Source organism: Nocardia suismassiliense (genome assembly GCF_900269665.1).
Taxonomy (GTDB): domain Bacteria; phylum Actinomycetota; class Actinomycetes; order Mycobacteriales; family Mycobacteriaceae; genus Nocardia; species Nocardia suismassiliense.
On sequence record NZ_LT985361.1, the window covers coordinates 7,581,795 to 7,599,953 of the forward strand.

General features: G+C 68.4%; 19 protein-coding genes. 10 read left to right on the forward strand and 9 right to left on the reverse strand.

The window, feature by feature from the left end; genetic code table 11:
• Window positions 1-713 (forward strand): LppP/LprE family lipoprotein (locus tag DBO33_RS44255; protein ID WP_234391188.1); only part of this gene is annotated, 713 nt, incomplete at its 5' end.
• A gap of 83 nt (window positions 714-796) precedes the next feature.
• On the opposite strand, the gene DBO33_RS33850 is transcribed toward DBO33_RS44255, so the two are convergent.
• The 4 genes from DBO33_RS33850 to DBO33_RS33865 all read right to left on the reverse strand — a co-directional run bounded on the left by DBO33_RS33850 (window position 797) and on the right by DBO33_RS33865 (window position 4,008).
• Window positions 797-1,378 carry a SanA/YdcF family protein gene (locus tag DBO33_RS33850; protein WP_234391189.1) on the reverse strand — a complete coding sequence of 194 codons (582 nt, stop codon included), beginning with the start codon at window positions 1,376-1,378 and terminating at the stop codon, window positions 797-799.
• Between the two features lie 229 nt (window positions 1,379-1,607).
• Window positions 1,608-2,603, reverse strand: coding sequence for a DMT family transporter (locus DBO33_RS33855; RefSeq protein WP_107658670.1), 996 nt, complete (start codon window positions 2,601-2,603; stop codon window positions 1,608-1,610).
• A gap of 57 nt (window positions 2,604-2,660) precedes the next feature.
• A complete protein-coding gene (locus DBO33_RS33860; RefSeq protein WP_107658671.1) occupies window positions 2,661-3,680 on the reverse strand; it encodes an ArsR/SmtB family transcription factor in 1,020 nt (339 codons plus the stop codon).
• A 100-nt stretch (window positions 3,681-3,780) separates the two neighbouring features.
• Window positions 3,781-4,008 carry a hypothetical protein gene (locus DBO33_RS33865; RefSeq protein WP_107658672.1) on the reverse strand — a complete coding sequence of 76 codons (228 nt, stop codon included), beginning with the start codon at window positions 4,006-4,008 and terminating at the stop codon, window positions 3,781-3,783.
• A 149-nt stretch (window positions 4,009-4,157) separates the two neighbouring features.
• On the opposite strand from DBO33_RS33865, the gene DBO33_RS33870 reads away from it, so the two are divergent.
• Entirely contained in the window at window positions 4,158-5,462 is a 1,305-nt protein-coding gene (locus tag DBO33_RS33870; RefSeq protein WP_107658673.1) for an SAM-dependent methyltransferase, read from the forward strand.
• Between the two features lie 18 nt (window positions 5,463-5,480).
• Here DBO33_RS33870 and DBO33_RS33875 read toward each other — a convergent pair whose 3' ends face one another.
• Together DBO33_RS33875 and DBO33_RS33880 are read right to left on the reverse strand one after the other, a co-directional pair.
• Window positions 5,481-6,479, reverse strand: coding sequence for an AurF N-oxygenase family protein (locus DBO33_RS33875; protein ID WP_199856833.1), 999 nt, complete (start codon window positions 6,477-6,479; stop codon window positions 5,481-5,483).
• A 167-nt stretch (window positions 6,480-6,646) separates the two neighbouring features.
• Window positions 6,647-7,897 (reverse strand): lipase family protein, encoded by a 1,251-nt coding sequence (locus DBO33_RS33880; protein ID WP_456093886.1) that lies wholly within the window; start codon window positions 7,895-7,897, stop codon window positions 6,647-6,649.
• A 398-nt stretch (window positions 7,898-8,295) separates the two neighbouring features.
• On the opposite strand from DBO33_RS33880, the gene DBO33_RS33885 reads away from it, so the two are divergent.
• From DBO33_RS33885 to DBO33_RS33895, 3 genes are all read left to right on the forward strand, one after another.
• Complete coding sequence (locus DBO33_RS33885) at window positions 8,296-8,808, forward strand: mycothiol transferase (RefSeq protein WP_107660828.1); 513 nt, start codon at window positions 8,296-8,298, stop codon at window positions 8,806-8,808.
• A gap of 102 nt (window positions 8,809-8,910) precedes the next feature.
• Window positions 8,911-10,728: a PDR/VanB family oxidoreductase gene (locus tag DBO33_RS44260; protein WP_234391190.1), complete on the forward strand. Its 1,818-nt coding sequence runs from the start codon at window positions 8,911-8,913 to the stop codon at window positions 10,726-10,728.
• A gap of 18 nt (window positions 10,729-10,746) precedes the next feature.
• Window positions 10,747-11,340 (forward strand): PadR family transcriptional regulator, encoded by a 594-nt coding sequence (locus DBO33_RS33895; RefSeq protein WP_107658674.1) that lies wholly within the window; start codon window positions 10,747-10,749, stop codon window positions 11,338-11,340.
• Between the two features lie 6 nt (window positions 11,341-11,346).
• Here the strand turns inward: DBO33_RS33895 and DBO33_RS33900 are convergent, their stop codons facing one another.
• Entirely contained in the window at window positions 11,347-11,916 is a 570-nt protein-coding gene (locus DBO33_RS33900; RefSeq protein ID WP_107658675.1) for a TetR/AcrR family transcriptional regulator, read from the reverse strand.
• A 113-nt stretch (window positions 11,917-12,029) separates the two neighbouring features.
• Here DBO33_RS33900 and DBO33_RS33905 point away from each other — a divergent pair, with 113 nt between their 5' ends.
• Complete coding sequence (locus DBO33_RS33905) at window positions 12,030-13,091, forward strand: amidohydrolase family protein (RefSeq protein WP_107658676.1); 1,062 nt, start codon at window positions 12,030-12,032, stop codon at window positions 13,089-13,091.
• Window positions 13,092-13,444: 353 nt separating this feature from the next.
• Entirely contained in the window at window positions 13,445-14,236 is a 792-nt protein-coding gene (locus tag DBO33_RS33910; protein WP_456093896.1) for a GDSL-type esterase/lipase family protein, read from the forward strand.
• A gap of 71 nt (window positions 14,237-14,307) precedes the next feature.
• Here the strand turns inward: DBO33_RS33910 and DBO33_RS33915 are convergent, their stop codons facing one another.
• Both DBO33_RS33915 and DBO33_RS33920 read right to left on the reverse strand, forming a co-directional pair.
• Entirely contained in the window at window positions 14,308-15,102 is a 795-nt protein-coding gene (locus tag DBO33_RS33915) for a class I SAM-dependent methyltransferase (RefSeq protein WP_107658678.1), read from the reverse strand.
• Window positions 15,103-15,120: 18 nt separating this feature from the next.
• Window positions 15,121-15,699, reverse strand: coding sequence for a helix-turn-helix domain-containing protein (locus DBO33_RS33920; RefSeq protein ID WP_107658679.1), 579 nt, complete (start codon window positions 15,697-15,699; stop codon window positions 15,121-15,123).
• A gap of 66 nt (window positions 15,700-15,765) precedes the next feature.
• On the opposite strand from DBO33_RS33920, the gene DBO33_RS33925 reads away from it, so the two are divergent.
• From DBO33_RS33925 to DBO33_RS33935, 3 genes are read left to right on the forward strand one after another with little or no spacing between them, the layout of a single operon-like run.
• Entirely contained in the window at window positions 15,766-16,407 is a 642-nt protein-coding gene (locus tag DBO33_RS33925; RefSeq protein ID WP_107658680.1) for a class I SAM-dependent methyltransferase, read from the forward strand.
• Window positions 16,408-16,444: 37 nt separating this feature from the next.
• Window positions 16,445-16,936, forward strand: coding sequence for a DinB family protein (locus tag DBO33_RS33930; protein ID WP_107658681.1), 492 nt, complete (start codon window positions 16,445-16,447; stop codon window positions 16,934-16,936).
• Between the two features lie 25 nt (window positions 16,937-16,961).
• Complete coding sequence (locus DBO33_RS33935; RefSeq protein ID WP_107658682.1) at window positions 16,962-17,987, forward strand: alpha/beta fold hydrolase; 1,026 nt, start codon at window positions 16,962-16,964, stop codon at window positions 17,985-17,987.
• Window positions 17,988-18,159: the final 172 nt, after the last annotated feature.

The window sequence follows — 18,159 nt, forward strand, 5'->3', positions numbered from 1 at the left end:
GGGCTTCGACGGCTCGCGCCGCGGGGCCGGCGCCCGGGCCGGGCGGGGGGGGCGCGCCCTCGGCCCCGCGGGCGCCCGGACCGCCGCCCCCGGCGGGGGCCCCGTGGGCCCCCGCCGGCCCCACCAACCCCCCGCCCCCCGAGCAGCCGGGCGCCGCCGGCAACCCCGCCGATCCGCCGCAGGCGCAACCGAATCCGCAGACCACCAAGGAAACGCCGCCCGTCAGCGTGCCGATCGATCGGCAAGAACCCGCACCCGCCCCGCCGCCGCCACCGGCGAACCAGCCACCCAACGGCAGCGGCAACGGCTTGTGCTTCGACTCGAATTCCCAGCTGGCCCGCAATGCGGTGGGCCGGCTGGCGCCGAACGCGGGCGGATACCCGTGGGTCATCCTGGAGGCCAGCAACGACCCGATCGCGGCGGGCTGCGCCGGTGTCCTGTCCTGGATGCTGGTGAACTGGAACGGTAGTCATCCCGGCTACCACGTCTTGTTCTTCACCAACGGCACGTACCTGGGCACCGCCACGTCCAAGTACTACGGCTACACCACGGTGCTCGGTAAGACCAAGAACACTGTCTCGGTGCAGTACCGGTGGGTGAAGCCGGAAGACGCGCTGTGCTGCCCGTCCGGCGGACCCACCGTCGTGACCTACACCTTGAACGGCACCGCCGTGACGGCGCAGGGACAGTTCCCGCCGGACCCGGACAAGTAGACCCGTAGCACGAAAAGGCCCTTGTACCTTCGGAATCGAAGGTACAGGGGCCTCTTCTGCCAGCTGGTTGCCGACGGGTCGGGTCAGCGTGCGAGCAATGCGGCGACCGCTTTGGGAGCGGCGAGCCATTCACGGATATTGTTGCGTACCAGCGTTATTCGCCGACAGTCGCAGTAGGCGGTGACACCGTCGGCGTCGATACCTTCGGCGCGGCACAGCGCGACGGCTCGTGGCACGTGCCGGTACTGGGTGACGATGATCGCGCGATCGATGCCGAACAGCTGCTTGGCACGCTCGCAGGTGGCGCGGGTCGACAAGCCCTCGCCGTCGGCGCGCACGAGCGCCGGATCGACACCGTGGCCGACGAGATACTTTGTCATCGAAGCGATTTCGTCCCCCGAGGTCCCGGCCGCATCACCGGACACCAAGATCTCGCCAACCTTGCCCGCTTGCAGCAGTTCGATCGCGACATCGAGCCGCCCGCGCAGGTAGGCCATCGGCGCGCCGTCCGGGCCGACCTTCGCTCCCGGCACGATCACCACCGGAGCCGTGGGCGCCGCATCAGGGCCGAACCGGTGGCCGGAAGAGACCAGCCACAGCCGGACATTCGCGCCGACCACGATCAGCATCAGCCCCGCCACCATGGCGACAGTCGCTCGGAGCAACCCGCGAACCCATCGCCGCTTGCGCTTGCCATCAAGCCGTGGCTTCCTGTCGTCTGCCACGGCAACCTCTTCCAGTCGGTCCGACAGTGCACGTGCCGACAACGCCTGCGGCGCTGGTTTGCCGGCCGCGACAATCGTAGGTGAGGCGGCCTGCAAGTCACCGCAGACGGCCGCCGTGCCACCGTGAACTCAGCGCACCGCCGCTTGCGCACGAGGCAGCGGCGGGCTGCTACTTCGGGTTCGCTACCGGTTGTGCCGCAACACCTTCCGCGTCTCCTGGCTCGTCCCGCTCCACCTGCTCGACCGGCACACCCGACTCGCCCCCTACGACCGAGGCGACCGGCTTCTCCGCGCGGGACCGCGTAATCGCCACACCGGACAGACACAGCAACCCGCCGACCACCGCCAGCGGCCCGGGAACTTCGTCGAGCGCGATCCACGCCATCAGCACCACCAGGGCCGGCACCGCATAGGTGGTCACGCCCATCTTGCCCGCCGTGGTGCGCGACAGCGCGTAAGCCCACGTGGTGAACGCCAAAGCGGTCGGAAACACACCCAGATACACCACACTCAACGTCGCGGACAGCGGCGCAGCGGCAACCTCACTGACCAACTGCCCCGAGAACGGCAAGCAAGCGACCGTACCGATGACACACCCACCCGTGGTCACCTGCAACGCCGACGCATGGGCGAGCGCGGGTTTCTGCGCGACCACCGCCACCGCCCACGCCGCCGCGGCGGTGATACACAGCAGCACGCCGAGCGCAGCCGCACTACCACCGCCCGAATTCGACAGCCCGACAACCACCGCGCCCGCGAAAGCCACCGCGATCCCGGCCATCAGCCGCGCCGGAAACCCCTCCCGCAGCACCAGTCCACTCAGCACCGCGATCATGACCGGCCCGATATTGATCACCATCGCCGCGGTGCCCGCGTCGACGTACTGCTCACCCCAGTTCAACGCCACCATGTACACCCCGAACCAGAGCACCCCGGACACCAGAATGCCGCGCCAGGCGGCCCGCGCAGGCATCCCCTCCCCCATGGCAACCAGGATCAGCACCAGCGCGATGGCCCCGGTCGCCAACCGGCCCAAAGCCAGCGCACCCGGCGAAAAGTCTTCTCCCGCAGCTCGAATGAATACGAAGGCCGAGGCCCACAGCACCACGGTGACCGCAGCTGCGAGTACGGCCTTCCGATCGCTGGATCGAACGACTAGCTCCATTTACCGAACGCTAGATCAACGGCCGCGCGAACTCACGCGGTTTTCGGACGTCGCGCATTACGCGATGCGGGCGCTGGCGAGGTCGCCGTCCAGTAGCGCGGCGCCGAGCGTGGTCACCTCGTGGCGCATGGAATTGCGGTGCCGCCAGCTCTCGATGAGCCCCGCCTCGCGCAGGATCGACGCGTGCTCGCTGGCCGTCGCCGGTGAAACACCCAGGCGGCGGGCGAGTTCGGTGGTGCTGCACCCTTCCGCGATCACCTGCAGGGCGGCGGCCCTGGTCCGGCCGAGCAGGGCGGTGAGCGCCTCGTTGGGCGCGCGCGGACCCCAGACGGCCGCGAAGTCGCCGATGTCGCGCAGCACCGGGACGATCACCGTCATCGGTGCGTCCTTGTCCACCAACGAGTACAGCGTGAGCGGTTCCGGCCAGGCGAACATGGAGGGGATGATGATCAGCCCGCGGCCGTCCAGGTGCTCGTCGTGGCAGGGATGCGTCCTGTGCACTTCGAGCACGGGCGCGCGCCAGCTGACGTAGGGGTGCAGTCCGGCGAACAACCGCTCGACGCCCTCGGTCGCGAGGGGGCGCGCCATCCGTTCGGCCGCCACTTCCAGATAGGACTGGATGTGCGCCCAGCGGCCGGCGAACGCCACCGAGTGGAAGGCCTCGACGGCGTCGGCGACATTGCGACGCGCGGTGCCGTCGCGGTCGGCCAGCTCCGCCGTCCACGAGGGCAGCGGCCGTTGCCCTTTCCCGGCCCGGCGGCGGAGCACGCTCTCCACTTCCATCCGGAGTTCGTCGCGTGAGGCCAGGTGCAATGCTTCGATACCCGCGGACATCGTGCGAGCCCCGCGGGTGGGCGTGATCAGATCGAGGAACGAATCGTCGGCGGGCAGAATATCGGTGAGCACCCCGAAGTTGGCCGGGATCGCGCCGCGTATCTGGCTGCGCCAGCCGGCGAAACCGGCGACGTTGCGGCGCTGCACCACCCGGGTGGCCAGCATCGTCTCCGCGATGGCGCCGAGCGGGGCGCCGATGCGCACCCGCATCAAATCGTCCGGCGTGCAGATGATCCGTTTCATTCGCGGCTACCTCGCCGCCACCCGGCCGAGCCGTCGCAGGCCGCGCCCGATCCCCCGCTGCGCACCACGTCCACCCGATACCGCACCACGGCACCTCCGATCACCAGGAACCCCGCCACCGTACCGCGACGAGCGGATCCATCCGCACCAAAAGCTCCTCGGCGTTCGGCGGCAGCAGCGACTCCTGCGCTACCGGCTCGTCCCGGCGCGCCCCTCTCGACTGCCACCGCTGCCGTCCGCGTTGCCACTCGGCCAGCACGCTGTCGGTCATCCGGGCCACCGCCAACGCGACACCACTCTCGCCCTGCACTGCTACGTCTTTCACCATCTCGAACTCCTCGTTGTCGCTGTTCAGCAGCCTAGGAACGAGCGGGGGGCGCGGTCACCATGATTCGGCCCAGGCCGAAACACCAAGCAACCCGCGGGCGCGGCCAGTCGTTCCCGCCCTCGGCGGGTAGCGCGGGCCATAGTGGTCATATGGGCGACAAGACGACGGTTGCGGCCGTGCTCGAACCCCTGGCGCGGGCCGCGCTGGGGCCCCATTCGCCGGTGCGCTTCGAATTCTGGGACGGCAGCGCCGTCGAACCCTCGGGCGCGTGCGCCGGAACTATTCGCATTCGATCGAAAGACGCGGTGCGCCACATGGTCTGGGCGCCGGGCGAACTCGGTATCGGCCGGGCTTACGTGACCGGTCTGGTGGACCTCGACGGGAACATCTTCGCGATTCTGCGAGCGCTGGCCTCGACCGCGCCGAGCGACGCCGCGCTGGGGCTCGGTGCGGCATGGCAGGCCATCGGCGCGGCGCGGCAGCTCGGCGCGCTGGGGCGGCGGCCGGTGCCACCGCCCGAGGAGGTGCGCCCACTGCGCGGGCCGCTGCACACGAAACGCCGTGACGCGGCGGCGATCAGCCACCACTACGACGTCGGCAACGACTTCTATCGGCTGGTGCTCGGCCCGAGCATGACCTACTCGTGCGCACGATTCGCCGCGGCCGACGACGACGGTAGCGGTGGTGCGAACGCGAGTGTGTCGCTGGAAGACGCCCAGCGCGCCAAACACGATCTGATCTGCCGCAAGCTCGGCTTACGGCCCGGGATGCGGTTGCTCGATGTGGGGTGCGGCTGGGGCTCGATGGCGATGCACGCGGCGGCTACCTATGGCGTGCGGGTGGTCGGCGTGACGATCAGCAGTGCGCAGGTCGAGCTGGCGCGTGCGCGAGTGGCCGAGGCGGGGCTGGCCGCGGCGGTCGAGATCCGCCTGGCCGACTACCGCGATCTGCGTGGCGAGCAGTTCGACGCCATCTCCTCGATCGGCATGTTCGAGCACGTCGGCACGAAACGCGCCGCGGAGTACTTCGAAACGCTGCGCGCGTTGCTCCGTCCCGAAGGCCGACTACTCAATCACGCGATTTCGTCTGCGGGCGGCTCGGTCATGGGCAAGAACTCGTTTGTCGGCCGCTACGTCTTCCCGGACGGTGAGCTGGTGGATGTCGGTGAAGTCGCGTTGGCCATGCAGCGCGCGGGCTTCGAGGTACGCGATGTCGAAGCACTGCGCGAGCATTACGCGCTGACATTGCGCGCCTGGGTGGCCAATCTGGAAAACGCTTGGGACCAAGCGGTTTCGCTCACCAGTGCCGGACGCGCCCGGATCTGGCGGCTCTACATGGCGGCGTCGGCGTTGGGTTTCGAGGACGGCGGGCTAGGGCTGCACCAGGTGCTCGGTGTGCTGCCGGACGCGCAGGGGCGCACCGGAATGCCGGGGACTCGGCGCGCCTGGGGGTGAGCGCCGAGTCCCGCGCGGTCAGGAGCGGGTACGCACCGGTTCGCCGCGGTACCTGGACTGTCCGCCGTTGATCCGCAGCAGCCGCCAGGTCAGCTTCGCCGCCGGGTTCATCAGGTCGATGTCGGCCGCGAGCATTCTGGCCTCGCCGAAGAAGTCGCGCCGGCGCGCGCGGGCTTCGGGGCTGCGCCAGAACAACTCCCGGCGAATGCTCAGCGGAATGTCGAACTCGCGGAACAGCGAGCGCGGCGGCTTCACGATCAGGTCGCAGGCGATGAACATGATGATCGGGTAGGCCAGCGACAGCGTGGCACGCTGCATGCGCCCCAGCTTCGGCACCCGGTGGCGCAGGTACTCGTGCGCGAAGGCGATGTGGCGGGCCTCCTCGGCGATGTGGATCCGCATCACGTCACGCATGATCGGGTGCACGTCGCGGCCCGTGCGCAGCACCTGCTTCTGCACGTGGTCGATGGGCTCCTCGCCCGCGAGCACGGCGACGAAGAACGTGGTCGGGAAGAACCGGCCGAGCAGCGGCACCAGCGGTCCGAGCACCTTCATGATCCGGCCCATGCCCGGCACGTCCGCGCCGATCCGGTTCACCATCTCCTGGAACATCAGGGTGTGGTTGATCTCCTCGGCGACCTCGTGGTTGAGGTACCGGAACTCGGCCGATCCGTTGGGCACCACGGCGAACAGATAGTTCATCACGCCGCCGATCAGCACCTCCTCGAACTGCAGGCCGACCTTGGCGATGTTGGCCTGCCGCCACATGCCGATCTCGATCTTGCGCTCTTCGGGCAGCGCGAGATACCACGGGTGCGCACCGAGCGGGTCGCTGTCCGGCGGCAGGATCCAGCGCGGGTCGTTCGGGGTGACCGCCCACTCGGGCGCATCCCAATCGATCTCGGTGTACGGATCGAAGTGCTTGTTCACCGAACCTTCGGAGAGCGTCGTCAGGATCCCCGCATACGCGCTGCGCGCCGCGGTCCGAGACGGCGCCGTTGCCGACTTTGTAGCCATGACGTCTACCTCATATCCAGTCGAGGTTAATGTGACACAGATTAACCGTAACAGTCTGTCTCATACATTTCTAGACCGAAGCTGGGCGGCCGGAACAAGCAACGGGACACGGTGGCGGTAGCCCTTGGGCGTCCGCCACCATGTCCCGTCGGTCTTGGTTCAGGTGTTTATGCGCAGTTACTCGGCGCTGGTCTGCCGTCGAAGCGGCCGTCGAGCCAGTTGAGCATCGAGGGGAAGCCGAGGACGGCGGCGGTCAGATGGTCGGGGCTGGGGAAGATCTCCGACTCCACTCGCACGCCGGCGCGGCAGTACCGGTGCATCGTGTTCGCAATGGCATCCAGCGGGATGACGTTGTCCTGCGGGGAGTGCCACTCGAAGATCGGCGTCTCGGGCACGCCGTCGTAGAGCTCGACGCTGTTCTCGTCGGCCACCGCCCAAGCCTTCGGGTCGTGCGCGAGGACAAGGTCTTTCGCGTACTCCGGCAGACTGTGGCCGACACCGCGGGCCAGCAGATCGTTGGTGCAGCTGTTGGCGATCGACCTGGCCGCCGCGAGCCCCTTCTCGTTCAACGCGCTGCTGATCGGGATCCGGTCCGGGTATTCACGCTCCATACCGAGCACGGCGGCCATGCCGAGCCCGAACGCCGGGTGCTGGTTGTGCCCGATGGCCCAGCCCATCGTCGTCAGGTTCATCGGGACACCACCCTCGGCGGCGCCGACGATGTTCAGCTCGGGCGCGTACTTCGGCGCCAGCGCGGCGGCCCAGGCGGTCGCCATGCCGCCGCCGGAGTAGCCGGACAGCGCCACCGGGCTCTTGCCGAGGGTGAGCTGCGGCAGCCGCTGCGCGGCGCGGATGCCGTCGAGGGTGATCTGGCCGCCCAATTTCGCTGCGCCGTAAGCACTGTTCGGGCCCAGGTGGTCGGGCAGCGCGACGGACCAGCCGCGCAGCAGCGCGACGTTCAGCATCGGCGCGAACGGGACGATGAAGTTCGGGTCGTTGGCGTAGAGCGAGTGCGAGATCGCGCACTGGGTGCCGAGCCCGTTGATGATGTGCTGGAAGGACAGCAGCGGCGCGTCCGGCCGGTGCCCGATCGGGGTCACCACCGTGGTGGTCGCCGCGATCGGCTTGCCGAGGGAGTTGGTCGAGCGGAACTTGATCAGGGTGACCGAGGCGCCGGGGAAGAAGAACAGCGGCGGCATCGGACGGGCGTCCAGCACGTCGCCGGGGGACTTGGCCGCGATGTCGGCCGGGGCGGCGTAGAACGGATCGGGGTCCGGATTCGGATAGATCGGCTGGGCGTTGGCGGTGCCGGTGCCCGCGGAGGCCATGACCGCGCTGATCGTCAGCGCGCCGAGGGCCGCGAGAATCGGTCTCGGTTTCGGGCCACCGGTTGCCTGCCGGAAAAGTCGTCTACCCACTGGGTTGTACCTCCACTGCATCGCGTTAATTTTCAGATGTCCGGCGAACTGCATTTCACGGGCGCGAAACGACAATAGTCATCGGCTCGCTTCTTGTCGCGGGCGAGCCGGGGCGGAAGTGTCGCAGATTACATAACGCTCTTACATCCGATTTCAGTTGTACTCAAAGTGCCTGGCCCGCAATGGCGAGCGGGTCGCCACCAGCGGCAATGAGCTTGCTGGCCAGGCGATTTGGTCAGCATAGTGGCTCATGGACGGGCCGGTGCAAATGGAACCGCGCAGCGTTTCAGAGCGACTTAAAAGCGTGTTCAGTTTTCCTTGAAACGTTTTTCTGCGTTTACCGTTTATTATCCGAACAGGCGGGAACAACGAACACTCCCCCACGATTGGACCCGATCATGACCAGCGCTGACTTGTTGATCGATGCCTTCGGCCGAGTCCAGGAGCACGTGCACGCGGCGGTGTCCGGCCTGACCCACGACGAGCTCGCCGCCCGGCTCGATCCGGGTGCCAACTCCATCGCCTGGCTGATCTGGCATCTCACCCGCGTCCAAGACGATCACATCGCCGACGTCGCGGACATCGAGCAGGTGTGGACGGCGGCGGGCTGGGCCGAGCGCTTCGGCTTGCCGTTCGACGACACGGCGACCGGCTACGGCGACAGCCCGGATGAGGTGGCCCAGCTCGGCGCCGCGTCGGCGGATCTGCTGCTCGGCTACTACGACGCGGTGCACGCTCAGACGATCGAATACGTCTCGGAGCTCACCGACGCCGACCTGCCCCGCGTCGTCGACACCCAGTGGGATCCGCCCGTGACGCTCGGTGTCCGGCTGATCAGTGTCGTCGACGACGACATCCAGCACGCCGGCCAGGCGGCCTTCATCCGGGGAGTGCTGTTGCGCCGCAGGTGAATCGGCGGCCCGAATTCAGGGTGATCCCTGATGGCCGACGGGGTGCGCGGCTACATACTCATATAGTCGATATCGACTATATGAGTCATGCGGAGACGCCTTATGTCAGTCCAGACCCGTCCCTTGCCGAATCACGCACGGACACCCCACCTTCCGCCGCGCAGTGCGCGAATCATGCTGGCCTGCTTCATGCTGCTCGCGATCGCCGCCGCCATGCTGCCGTCGGTTTTCCCGCCGAGCATGCCCGCGGCCCGAGTTCCGATGTGGTGCTTGCTCGCCGTGCTCAGTGGCTGCCTCGCCGTGCTCCTCACCGTGCGGCCGACCACGCCTCGTGCGGTGGTACTCGGACTCGGTTGGCTGCTGGTCACCACCACCGTGTTGCAGGCGTTCGTCGTCGGCGACCTGACCGCGATGTTCTCGACGTGGCTGGTGGTGCCGATCCTGGCGCTGCTGGCCGGCCAGTTGCCGCCCGAGCCGCGTAAGGCACTGGTCGCCGCGCACGTCATCGCCTCGGCCTGCTGGGTCGGTATCGCCCTCACCGTCGCGGCGATGTCGGTGGTCGCGATGACGACCGGCGACATCGACACCAGCCGGGTGACCTATGAGCTGATGGCGATCTTCGACCTGACGCTGCTGCCGTGGGCGAACTTCGCCACCTTCCTCACCGGCCTCGCCCTCGGCCTCACCACCAGCTGGGGCCTGTTCCGCTACTACTGGGTGGCCGTCAAGCTCACCATCGCGGTGGGAATCCTGTTCGTGGCCTTCGGCTTTCTGCACGACGCACTGGAACGTGCGGCCGCCGAAGCCGAGCATCTGGCCGCCGTCGGCGGCACGACCGCGGATCTCAGCGCGGCCGCCGAGGTGGCGTTCTGGGGTTTCGGCGGTGCGATGCTCAGCCTCGTTGCGGCAGTGCTGCTTTCGCTGTACAAGCCCGGTGGTAAGACCAGGCGCGGTCGTCGGGTGCTGACCGGCGGTCGCGGCGGACAGCCACAGATCCGGGCGACCATCGTCGACACGCGACCGATCGCCGAAGGGACCGTTGCCCTCACCCTTGCCGCCGATGGCGCTGCGACGCTGCCGGATTGGGCACCGGGCGCGCACATCGACCTGGTGCTGCCGTCCGGCCTGGTGCGCCAGTACTCGTTGTACGGTGACCCGGCGGAGACCGGCACTTACCGAGTGGCCGTCCTGCGCGAGCCCAACGGACGTGGCGGCTCCGCCGAGATACACACCTTGCGGGCGGGCACGAGCATCGGTATTCGCGGCCCGCGCAACAACTTTCCGCTCGTCGACGCCGACACCTACCTGTTCATCGCGGGCGGCATCGGCATCACGCCTTTCCTGCTCATGATCGACCGACTGCACCGATCGGGTGCCGACTGGCGGTTGATCTATCGCGGGCGATCCCTGCCGACCATGGCTTTCGCCACCGCACTGACCAAGCAATACCCGGGCCGCGTGACGTTGCTGCCCGCCGACACCCATCCGCGACCGGACCTCGACGATCTGCTCCGCAACACACCCGAGGGTGTCGCGGTGTACTGCTGCGGACCCGAAAGACTCATCAGCGCAGTGGAATCGGCCATGGGCGCGCAAGCAACCCTGCACACCGAACGATTCGCCGCGAGCAATCGCGCCACCGATCGGACGAACGCCCCGTTCGAGGCGGAGCTGCGGCGTTCCGGCGTAGTGGTTCCGGTGCCCGCGAACCGGACCCTGCTCTCGGCCATCCAGGACATCGATCCCACGGTCGACCTGTCCTGCGAGGACGGCGTGTGCGGCAGTTGCGCCACCCGCGTGCTGGCCGGGCTGCCCGACCACCGGGACGATGTCCTGCAAGCCGGCGAGCGCGATCGCGTCGATATCATCTACCCCTGCGTATCTCGCGCACGCGGCGAGCGCATCGTGCTCGACGTGTAGGAGCCGAAGGAGGGGCCGGTGGCCGCCAGGCGCGACCCGCTGCACAATGCGCTGGCCCTCGCCGTGCTCGCGTACCTCATCGAACGACCCATGCACCCTTACGAACTGGGCAAATTACTCAAGGAGCGCAACGCCGGTCGCAGCATCGACTACAAGCACGCCTCGCTCTACATGGTCGTCGAGCAGCTCACCCGGGCCGGATACATCGCGCCGCAGCACACCGAACGCGAGGGTCAGCGCCCGGAGCGCACGGTGTACCGGCCCACCGAATCCGGAACGTCCCGCTTGCACGAGCGGATGCGGGAGCTGGTTTCGGTGCCCGCCAAGGAATATCGGCAGTTCGAGGCGGCCCTGTCGTTGATCGTGGTGCTGCCGCCGCAGGACGTGGCGGACCTACTCGACCGGCGACAACGCGCACTCGCGGAGCAGATCGACCAGCAGCGTGCGTTCGTGCGGGCCGCCGACGACGTCGAACCGCTGTTCCAGATCGAATACCACTACCGGATCGAATTGCTCGAAGCCGAACTACGTTTCATCGAACGCTTCCGCGATCGCATCCGGGCCGATCCCGCGGCCCTCGGCCAGTTCTGGCAGCAACTGCACGCCCGCTAGTCGCGATCAGGCCGGCGGCCAGTTCCGCAGGACCGCGTCGAGGGCGTCCAAGGCGCGCGACCAGGAGTCCTCGACATTGCGCGGGTGACTGTCGTAGCGGCCGGTGGTTTCCAGGCTGACGTAGCCGTAGAAGGTGCCGTGCAGCAGGCGGATCGCGTCGGTCTGGTCGGGCTCGGCCAGGTCGTAGCCGCGCAGGATCGCGCGGGTCATCTCCGAGTGCCGCATGGCCGCGCTGGCGGCGGCCGTCGCCGGGTCGAGATCGAGCTGGGCCGCGGCGTACCGGCCCGGATGCTGCTTCGCGTAGTCGCGGTAGGCGTTGGCGAAGGCGACCAGCGCGTCCTTGCCCGCGCGGCCGGCCAGCGCGTCCGCGACCCGGTCGGCGAGTTCGGCCAGCGCCAGCACCGCCACCTTCACTCGCAGGTCACGCGCGTTCTCCAGGCGGGAGTACAGGCTCGCGTCCTTCACGCCGAGCTTGCGGGCCAGCGCCGAGACGGTCACGTTGTCGAAGCCGATCTCGTCGGCCAGTTCCGCTGCCGCCTGGATCAAGCTCTCGTCGGTCATCCGTGCGCGTGCCAAATTGTTCTCCTCATCGACCAAGGACCTAAAACATTTGCCTAATGTCTCTAGGTAGTTTAGCGTACCTACTTGTTAAATCAGCTAGCGAGTGCGAACGAGAGGAGACCTCCACCATGAATGCTCAGGTTTCCCATTCGACGCGCCCGTCAAAGTTCGGCCGGATCTACCCGCCGGACGAAAGCTGGCTCGCGCGGCAGCGGCCGGAGCAGATCCTGCTGCCCGACCTGCCGATCATCGATCCGCACCATCACCTCTGGTACCACCCCGGATTCCGTTATCTCCTGGAGGAGTTCACGGCCGACACCGGCAGCGGCCACAACGTGATCGGCACCGTGCACGTCGAATGCATGTCGGCGTACCGCACCGATGGGCCGACCGAGTTGCGACCGGTCGGCGAGACCGAGTGCATCGCCACATTGGCCGCGGCCCACGACGCTGCCGGCGGTCCCACCAGGGTCGCCGCCGGAATCGTCGGGCGGGCCGACTTCGCGCTCGGGGCCGACATCGTCGACAACGTCATCGAGCATCACCTCGCCGCCGCGCAAGGCCGATTCCGTGGTCTGCGCTTCGCGGCGAGCTGGGACGCGAGCCCGGACCTCGAGCTCAGCCATCCCGGCAGCCGGCCGCACATGCTCGCCGAACCGGCGGTGCGGGAGTGCGCCCGCGTGGTCGCCGACCGCGCACTGACACTCGACCTGTGGATCCTGTCCCCCCAACTCGCCGACGCCGCCGAGTTCGCCGAGGCGATTCCCGAGCTGCGCCTGGTGCTCGATCACTGCGGCGCACCTCTCGGCTTCGGACCCTATGCCACCGACCGGGCGGCGCACTTCGCCACCTGGGCACGTGGCATCCGCGAGGTGGCGCGACGACCGAACGTCGTCTGCAAACTCGGCGGCCTGCTCGCCACCGCGGCCGCCTTCGACTATCGCACCGCTGCGACGCCGCCGACCTCGGAAGAGCTTGCCGCACTGTGGCGTCCGTGGTTCGACACCTGCGTCGAGGCCTTCGGCCCGGACCGGTGCATGTTCGAAAGCAACTTTCCCGTCGACAAAATGGGAACCCGATACGCGACGCTGTGGAACGCCTTCAAACGGCTTGCCGCCGGCGCCTCGGATACCGAACTGGCCGCGCTGTTCGCGGGGACCGCCCGCCGAACGTACCGGCTGGCGTTGTAGCCGCCGCGACCTCCCTAAGGAACACTTCCATGATCACCATCCCCCTTCGACCCGAAATCATCCGTGGCGCACTCGATTTCGATCGCACCGCCAAAGGGCTGCTGCCGCACCGCCTTCCGGCGAGCGCACGCAAGCAGTTCCCCGACGACTATCTGGCAATGGTCGAGGCCCAGCCCGCCGGTGTGCGGCTGGCCTTCCAGACCAGCGCGACCGTTATCGAGCTGGACACGCTGCCGGTCCGGACCGTTTACCGAGGCGCCCCGGCGCCGCCGGACGGCGTGTACGAGCTGCTCGTGGACGGTCATCCGGCCGGTCGCGGCAGCGTGCCCGGCGGCACCCGCCACCTCGTCGACATGGCCACCCAGGCCAAGGTCACCGAGACCGGCTCGGCGGGCACCCTCCGCTTCGACGGACTGCCCGCCGACCCGAAGGACATCGAAATCTGGTTGCCCCACACCGAAATCACCGAGTTGATCGCCCTGCGCACCGACGCACCGGTCGAGGTGACACCGGACCGTGGCCGCAAAACGTGGCTGCACCACGGCAGTTCGATCAGTCACGGTGCCAACGCCGACCGCCCGACCGGCACCTGGCCCGCCCTCGCCGCCGCTCGCGGCGGGGTCGAGCTGATCAACCTGAGCCTGCGCGGCAACTGCCTGCTCGACCCGTTCGTCGCGCGCGCCATCCGCGATACCCCCGCGGATCTGATCAGTCTCAAGATCGGCATCAACGTGGTCAACTCGGATGTGATGCGGCTGCGCGCCTTCGGACCCGCGGTGCACGGTTTCCTCGACACCATCCGAGACGGGCACCCGAGCACGCCACTGCTGGTCGTCTCCCCCATTCTCTGTCCGATCCACGAGGACACACCCGGTCTGGGCGCCCTCGAATTCGACGGCACGCGAGTAACTTTCCGCGCCACCGGCGACCCGGCGGACCGCGCCACCGGCCGACTGACCCTCAACATCATCCGCGACGAACTCGCCCGCATCACCAAGCAGCGCGCCGCCGACGACCCGAACCTGCACTACCTCGACGGCCGTTCGCTCTACGGCGAGCAGGATATCCAGGAGCTCCCCCTCCCCGATCACCTGCACCCCGACCCNCCACCGCTCCCCTGCTCACCGGGCTCAGCGCGGCGCTGACCGGCTTCGAAAACCACCGGGGCGGCACAGGTTTGTTCGCCGGCTGAGTCCGATCCGATGGATAGTGCCCGTCAGGCGTCGGCGACGAGGTGGCGGGCGCGGGGTTGGTGGTGCCAGGCACCGGACGGGGCGTGGCGGAGGAATTCGGCGCGTAGGTGGGCGATGAAGGTGGTGCCGCGGGCGGTGGCCAAGGGGCGTAGCGGGCCGGAGGTGGTGTGGGTGTCGAAAAACGTTGCCGCGTCGGGGTGGGACATCGGGTAGGAGATGTGCTCGTCGCGTTCGATGCGGGTGCCCTGGGTGGTCAGCGCGGGGGCCAGGCGTTGTTCCCAGGATCTGTCGCCTGCGGGGACCTCGGCGCGTAAGACCTTGGAGAGTAGGGCGAACGGGCCTTCGGTCTCAGTTGCGCTGGGCCAATAGACAACTGACAGTCGGCCGCCGGGGCGTAGCGCGGCGGCCCAGAATCGGATCGCCTGGTCGGGCTCGGGTAGTTGCTGTAAGCCGAAGACCGATACCACCGCCGCGCACTGCTGTGTCCATCGGGAATCCAGGGTCGAGGCGTCCCCTTGTACGACGCTCACCTGGGGGTAGGGGGCGGCGCGTTCGCGAGCCCTGCGCACCATGCCCGGGGACAGGTCGAGGCCGACCAGCTCACGGTGCGGGAAATGCTCGATCAGCGCGTCCAGCTCTGGAAATGTCCCGCAGCACGGGACGAGAACCGGCCCGGCAGGCAGGGCGTCGACGGTGACCGCACGCACGGCCGCAGCCACCCACGGGGCGAAGCGCGGGACGTAGTACGCCTCATACCCGGTCACCGCCTCGTCCCAGCCCCTGGCGCGGCGGGCGAGTTCTTCATCACGGTCGGTCACGTTGTACCCCTTGCCTTTTCACTCGTGCCGGGGCCGGACGTGCACGCGCTCACCCTGCAAGCCGAACAGAATGAGCAGCTCCACCGCCTGCCCGTCGGCCGAACCGAGCCAGTGCGGCAGCGAGGTATCGAACTCCGCGGCCTCACCGGGCGGCAGCGTGATGTCCTGCTCGCCGACTATCAAACGCAGTTTCCCATTGAGCACGTACAGCCACTCGAAACCGCTGTGCGTTTTCAGCGTCACCTCGGCCGGCTGCTTCCTGGCCGGGATGAGCATCTTGTAGGCCTGGGTGCCGCCGGGCCTGCGGCTCAGCGGAATGAACGTCATGCCGTGGCGATGGATCGGGTGCAGGTGGATCCGCAGGTCGCCGGTGCGTGGCGCGCCGACCATGTCATCGATCGGGACGTCGTAGGCGCGGGCCAGCGGCAGCAGCAACTCCAGGGTGGCCCGCCGCCGCCCGCTCTCCAGGCGGGACAGCGTGCTCTCCGAGATGGCGGTCTTCGCCGCGAGCTCGGCCAGGGTGATGCCGCGCTGCCTGCGCAGCGCGCGCAGCCGCGGCCCGACCGCATCCAGTACGTCGTCGATGTCATCGGCCATGCCCCCATCTTGCCGAGACGGCAAGTTCGCGTGCAATCACGAGCGGCCCGCAGCCACAGTGAACGCATGGCCACGCACTCCACCGATACCGTCGCCGCCCGCTTCTGGGACGAGCATTACCGCACGCCACGACCCATCCGCACCGGGCGGGTGAACCCCGTGCTCACCGAGATCGCGGACGCACTGACCCCCGGCACCGTGCTCGACCTCGGCTGCGGGCCCGGCGACGACGCGCTGTGGCTCGCCGCGCGCGGCTGGCAGGTCACCGCGGTCGACATCGCGGCCACCGCGGTCCGGCGCCTCGCCGAAAAGGCCCGGGCGCTGGACTTGCACACCAGGATTTCCGCGCAGTGCGTCGACCTGGCCGAGGACTTTCCCGCGGGCACGTTCGACCTGGTGTCCGCGCAGTACTTCCACACACCGTTCGCGCTGCGCCGGGCGCGCGTCCTGCGCACCGCGGCACACGCACTGGCCCCCGGCGGCCGCCTCCTGGTCGTCGACCACGGCTCCACCGCACCGTGGTCCTGGAATCAGGATCCCGACGTCCACTACCCCACCCCGGACGAGGTGTGCGCCGAGCTGGCCCTCGATCCCACGCAATGGTCCATCGAGCGCGCGGATACGCCGCGGCGGCGGGCGACCGGCCCCGGTGGCCAGACCGCAACCGTCGTCGATCACGTCCTGGTCATCCGCCGCACCACACCTTGACCCCCAACGACTTTCACCCTGAACGGAGGGGCCGACCATGCCCACACCACGACGCCGCCGCGACGCGGGCCCGCCGCAGACCGGCCCCGGCGAAAAGGAGGTGCTGCTCGGCTTTCTCGGCTACCTGCGCGACGCGGTAGTCGCCAAAACCGACGGCGTGCCGGAACCGCAGATCCGCACCCCCGGTGTCGACTCCGGGACGAATCTGCTCGGCTTGATCAAGCACCTCACCCAGGTCGAGCGCTACTGGCTGCTCGAGCACCCGGTCACCGACTGGGCGGCCACCTTTCATCCGACGGCCGACGAGCGCGCCGAGCAACTCCTCGATGCCTACCGGCAGACCAACGCCGCGGCGAACGAGGCCATCGCCACCTGCACCGACCTCACCGCACCCGGCCCACGACCGGGTGGACGCCGCGCCGCACCGGCCTGGCGCTGGACGCTGACCCACATGATCGAGGAGACGGGCAGGCACGCCGGGCACGCCGACATCCTGCGTGAACTCATCGACGGCGCCACCGGGCGCTGAATCCCCTTGTAGCAGAGAGACACCCATGCGTTATCCGAAACGTCCTGCCCGCCTGATCGCTGCCGCCGCGGCCGCGCTCGTGCTGATCACCGGGTGTGGATCCACCACCGACGCGGCAAGACCGGCGGACCCGGTGGCCGCACAGCAGGCCTCCGGTTTCGACGCCGCCACCCGCGACGACGCGGAGTTCAACCGCACCTTCCGGCACGAGTTCGCCGACGTCGACGGCGTGCGCATGCACTACGTCACCGGCGGCTCCGGCCCTGCCCTGGTGCTGCTGCACGGCTGGCCGCAGACCTGGTTCGAGTGGCGCGCGATCATGCCCGCCCTGGCCGAGCACTACACCGTGTACGCGCTCGACCTGCCCGGTCTCGGTGACAGCACCGGGTCCCCGACGTCCTACGACAAAGCGACCCTGGCCCGCTACGTGCACACCCTCGTCGCCGAGCAGCTCGGACTGCGCGAGGCCAGGGTCGTCGGGCACGATCTGGGCGCGGCGGTGGCGTTCCAGTACGCCGCTCAATTCCCGCGAGACATCAGCAAACTCGGCTATTTGGATCTGCCGCTACCGGGGCCTGCGGTCAGCGGTGCGCAGTATCGGAATATGAGCTGGCACATCGCGTTCCACGCGCAACGGCAAGTCCCCGAGGCCGTGGTCGGCGACGATGTGCGCGAGTACCTCAGCCTGTTCTATCCGCAGGTCGCCTTCGGCGGCACCGCATTCGGCGGTTCGGGCGCGGCGTCACCGTTCAGCGACGCCGAAATCGATGAGTACACCCGCACTTACCGGCGTCCCGAGGTGCTGCACGGCGGGTTCGAGTTGTATCGCACCCTCGACCAGGATGTCGCCGCCAATATCGCGGCGTCGCCCATCAGTACACCGACGTTGGTGCTGACCGCCGCCGGACTGGTCGACTCGACCATGGCGACCGTCGCGCCGCGCATTGCCACGGTGACCCGCGCGGTCGAGGTGCCGCGGGCAGGGCATTGGCTCGCCGAGGAGAACCCGAAGTTCGTCACCGACGAACTACTCGCCTTCCTCGGTTCCTGACCGCGCACGCTGTGCTGTTTGCGCTCAAACGTGTTGTCGCGCTTAACCATCTGAAGCCACGGTGATGTTCGTCGACAAGCGGAGACAAACACAACAAGATGTCCACCGAGGTGTTCTGTTGTCGTCACTTCGCGGATAGCTGGTGGGTCTGGACTGATTCGCAGAAAGGGGC

What these genes read in the sequence shown, in the direction of transcription:
- DBO33_RS33875 (WP_199856833.1), bottom strand. Translation starts at nt 6,479, where the DNA reads ATGGCTACAAAGTCGGCAACGGCGCCGTCTCGGACCGCGGCGCGCAGC.
- DBO33_RS33865 (WP_107658672.1), bottom strand. Translation starts at nt 4,008, where the DNA reads ATGGTGAAAGACGTAGCAGTGCAGGGCGAGAGTGGTGTCGCGTTGGCG.
- DBO33_RS33885 (WP_107660828.1), top strand. Translation starts at nt 8,296, where the DNA reads ATGACCAGCGCTGACTTGTTGATCGATGCCTTCGGCCGAGTCCAGGAG.
- DBO33_RS33860 (WP_107658671.1), bottom strand. Translation starts at nt 3,680, where the DNA reads ATGAAACGGATCATCTGCACGCCGGACGATTTGATGCGGGTGCGCATC.
- DBO33_RS33870 (WP_107658673.1), top strand. Translation starts at nt 4,158, where the DNA reads ATGGGCGACAAGACGACGGTTGCGGCCGTGCTCGAACCCCTGGCGCGG.
- DBO33_RS33935 (WP_107658682.1), top strand. Translation starts at nt 16,962, where the DNA reads ATGCGTTATCCGAAACGTCCTGCCCGCCTGATCGCTGCCGCCGCGGCC.
- DBO33_RS44260 (WP_234391190.1), top strand. Translation starts at nt 8,911, where the DNA reads ATGTCAGTCCAGACCCGTCCCTTGCCGAATCACGCACGGACACCCCAC.
- DBO33_RS33855 (WP_107658670.1), bottom strand. Translation starts at nt 2,603, where the DNA reads ATGGAGCTAGTCGTTCGATCCAGCGATCGGAAGGCCGTACTCGCAGCT.
- DBO33_RS33920 (WP_107658679.1), bottom strand. Translation starts at nt 15,699, where the DNA reads ATGGCCGATGACATCGACGACGTACTGGATGCGGTCGGGCCGCGGCTG.
- DBO33_RS33925 (WP_107658680.1), top strand. Translation starts at nt 15,766, where the DNA reads ATGGCCACGCACTCCACCGATACCGTCGCCGCCCGCTTCTGGGACGAG.
- DBO33_RS33905 (WP_107658676.1), top strand. Translation starts at nt 12,030, where the DNA reads ATGAATGCTCAGGTTTCCCATTCGACGCGCCCGTCAAAGTTCGGCCGG.
- DBO33_RS33930 (WP_107658681.1), top strand. Translation starts at nt 16,445, where the DNA reads ATGCCCACACCACGACGCCGCCGCGACGCGGGCCCGCCGCAGACCGGC.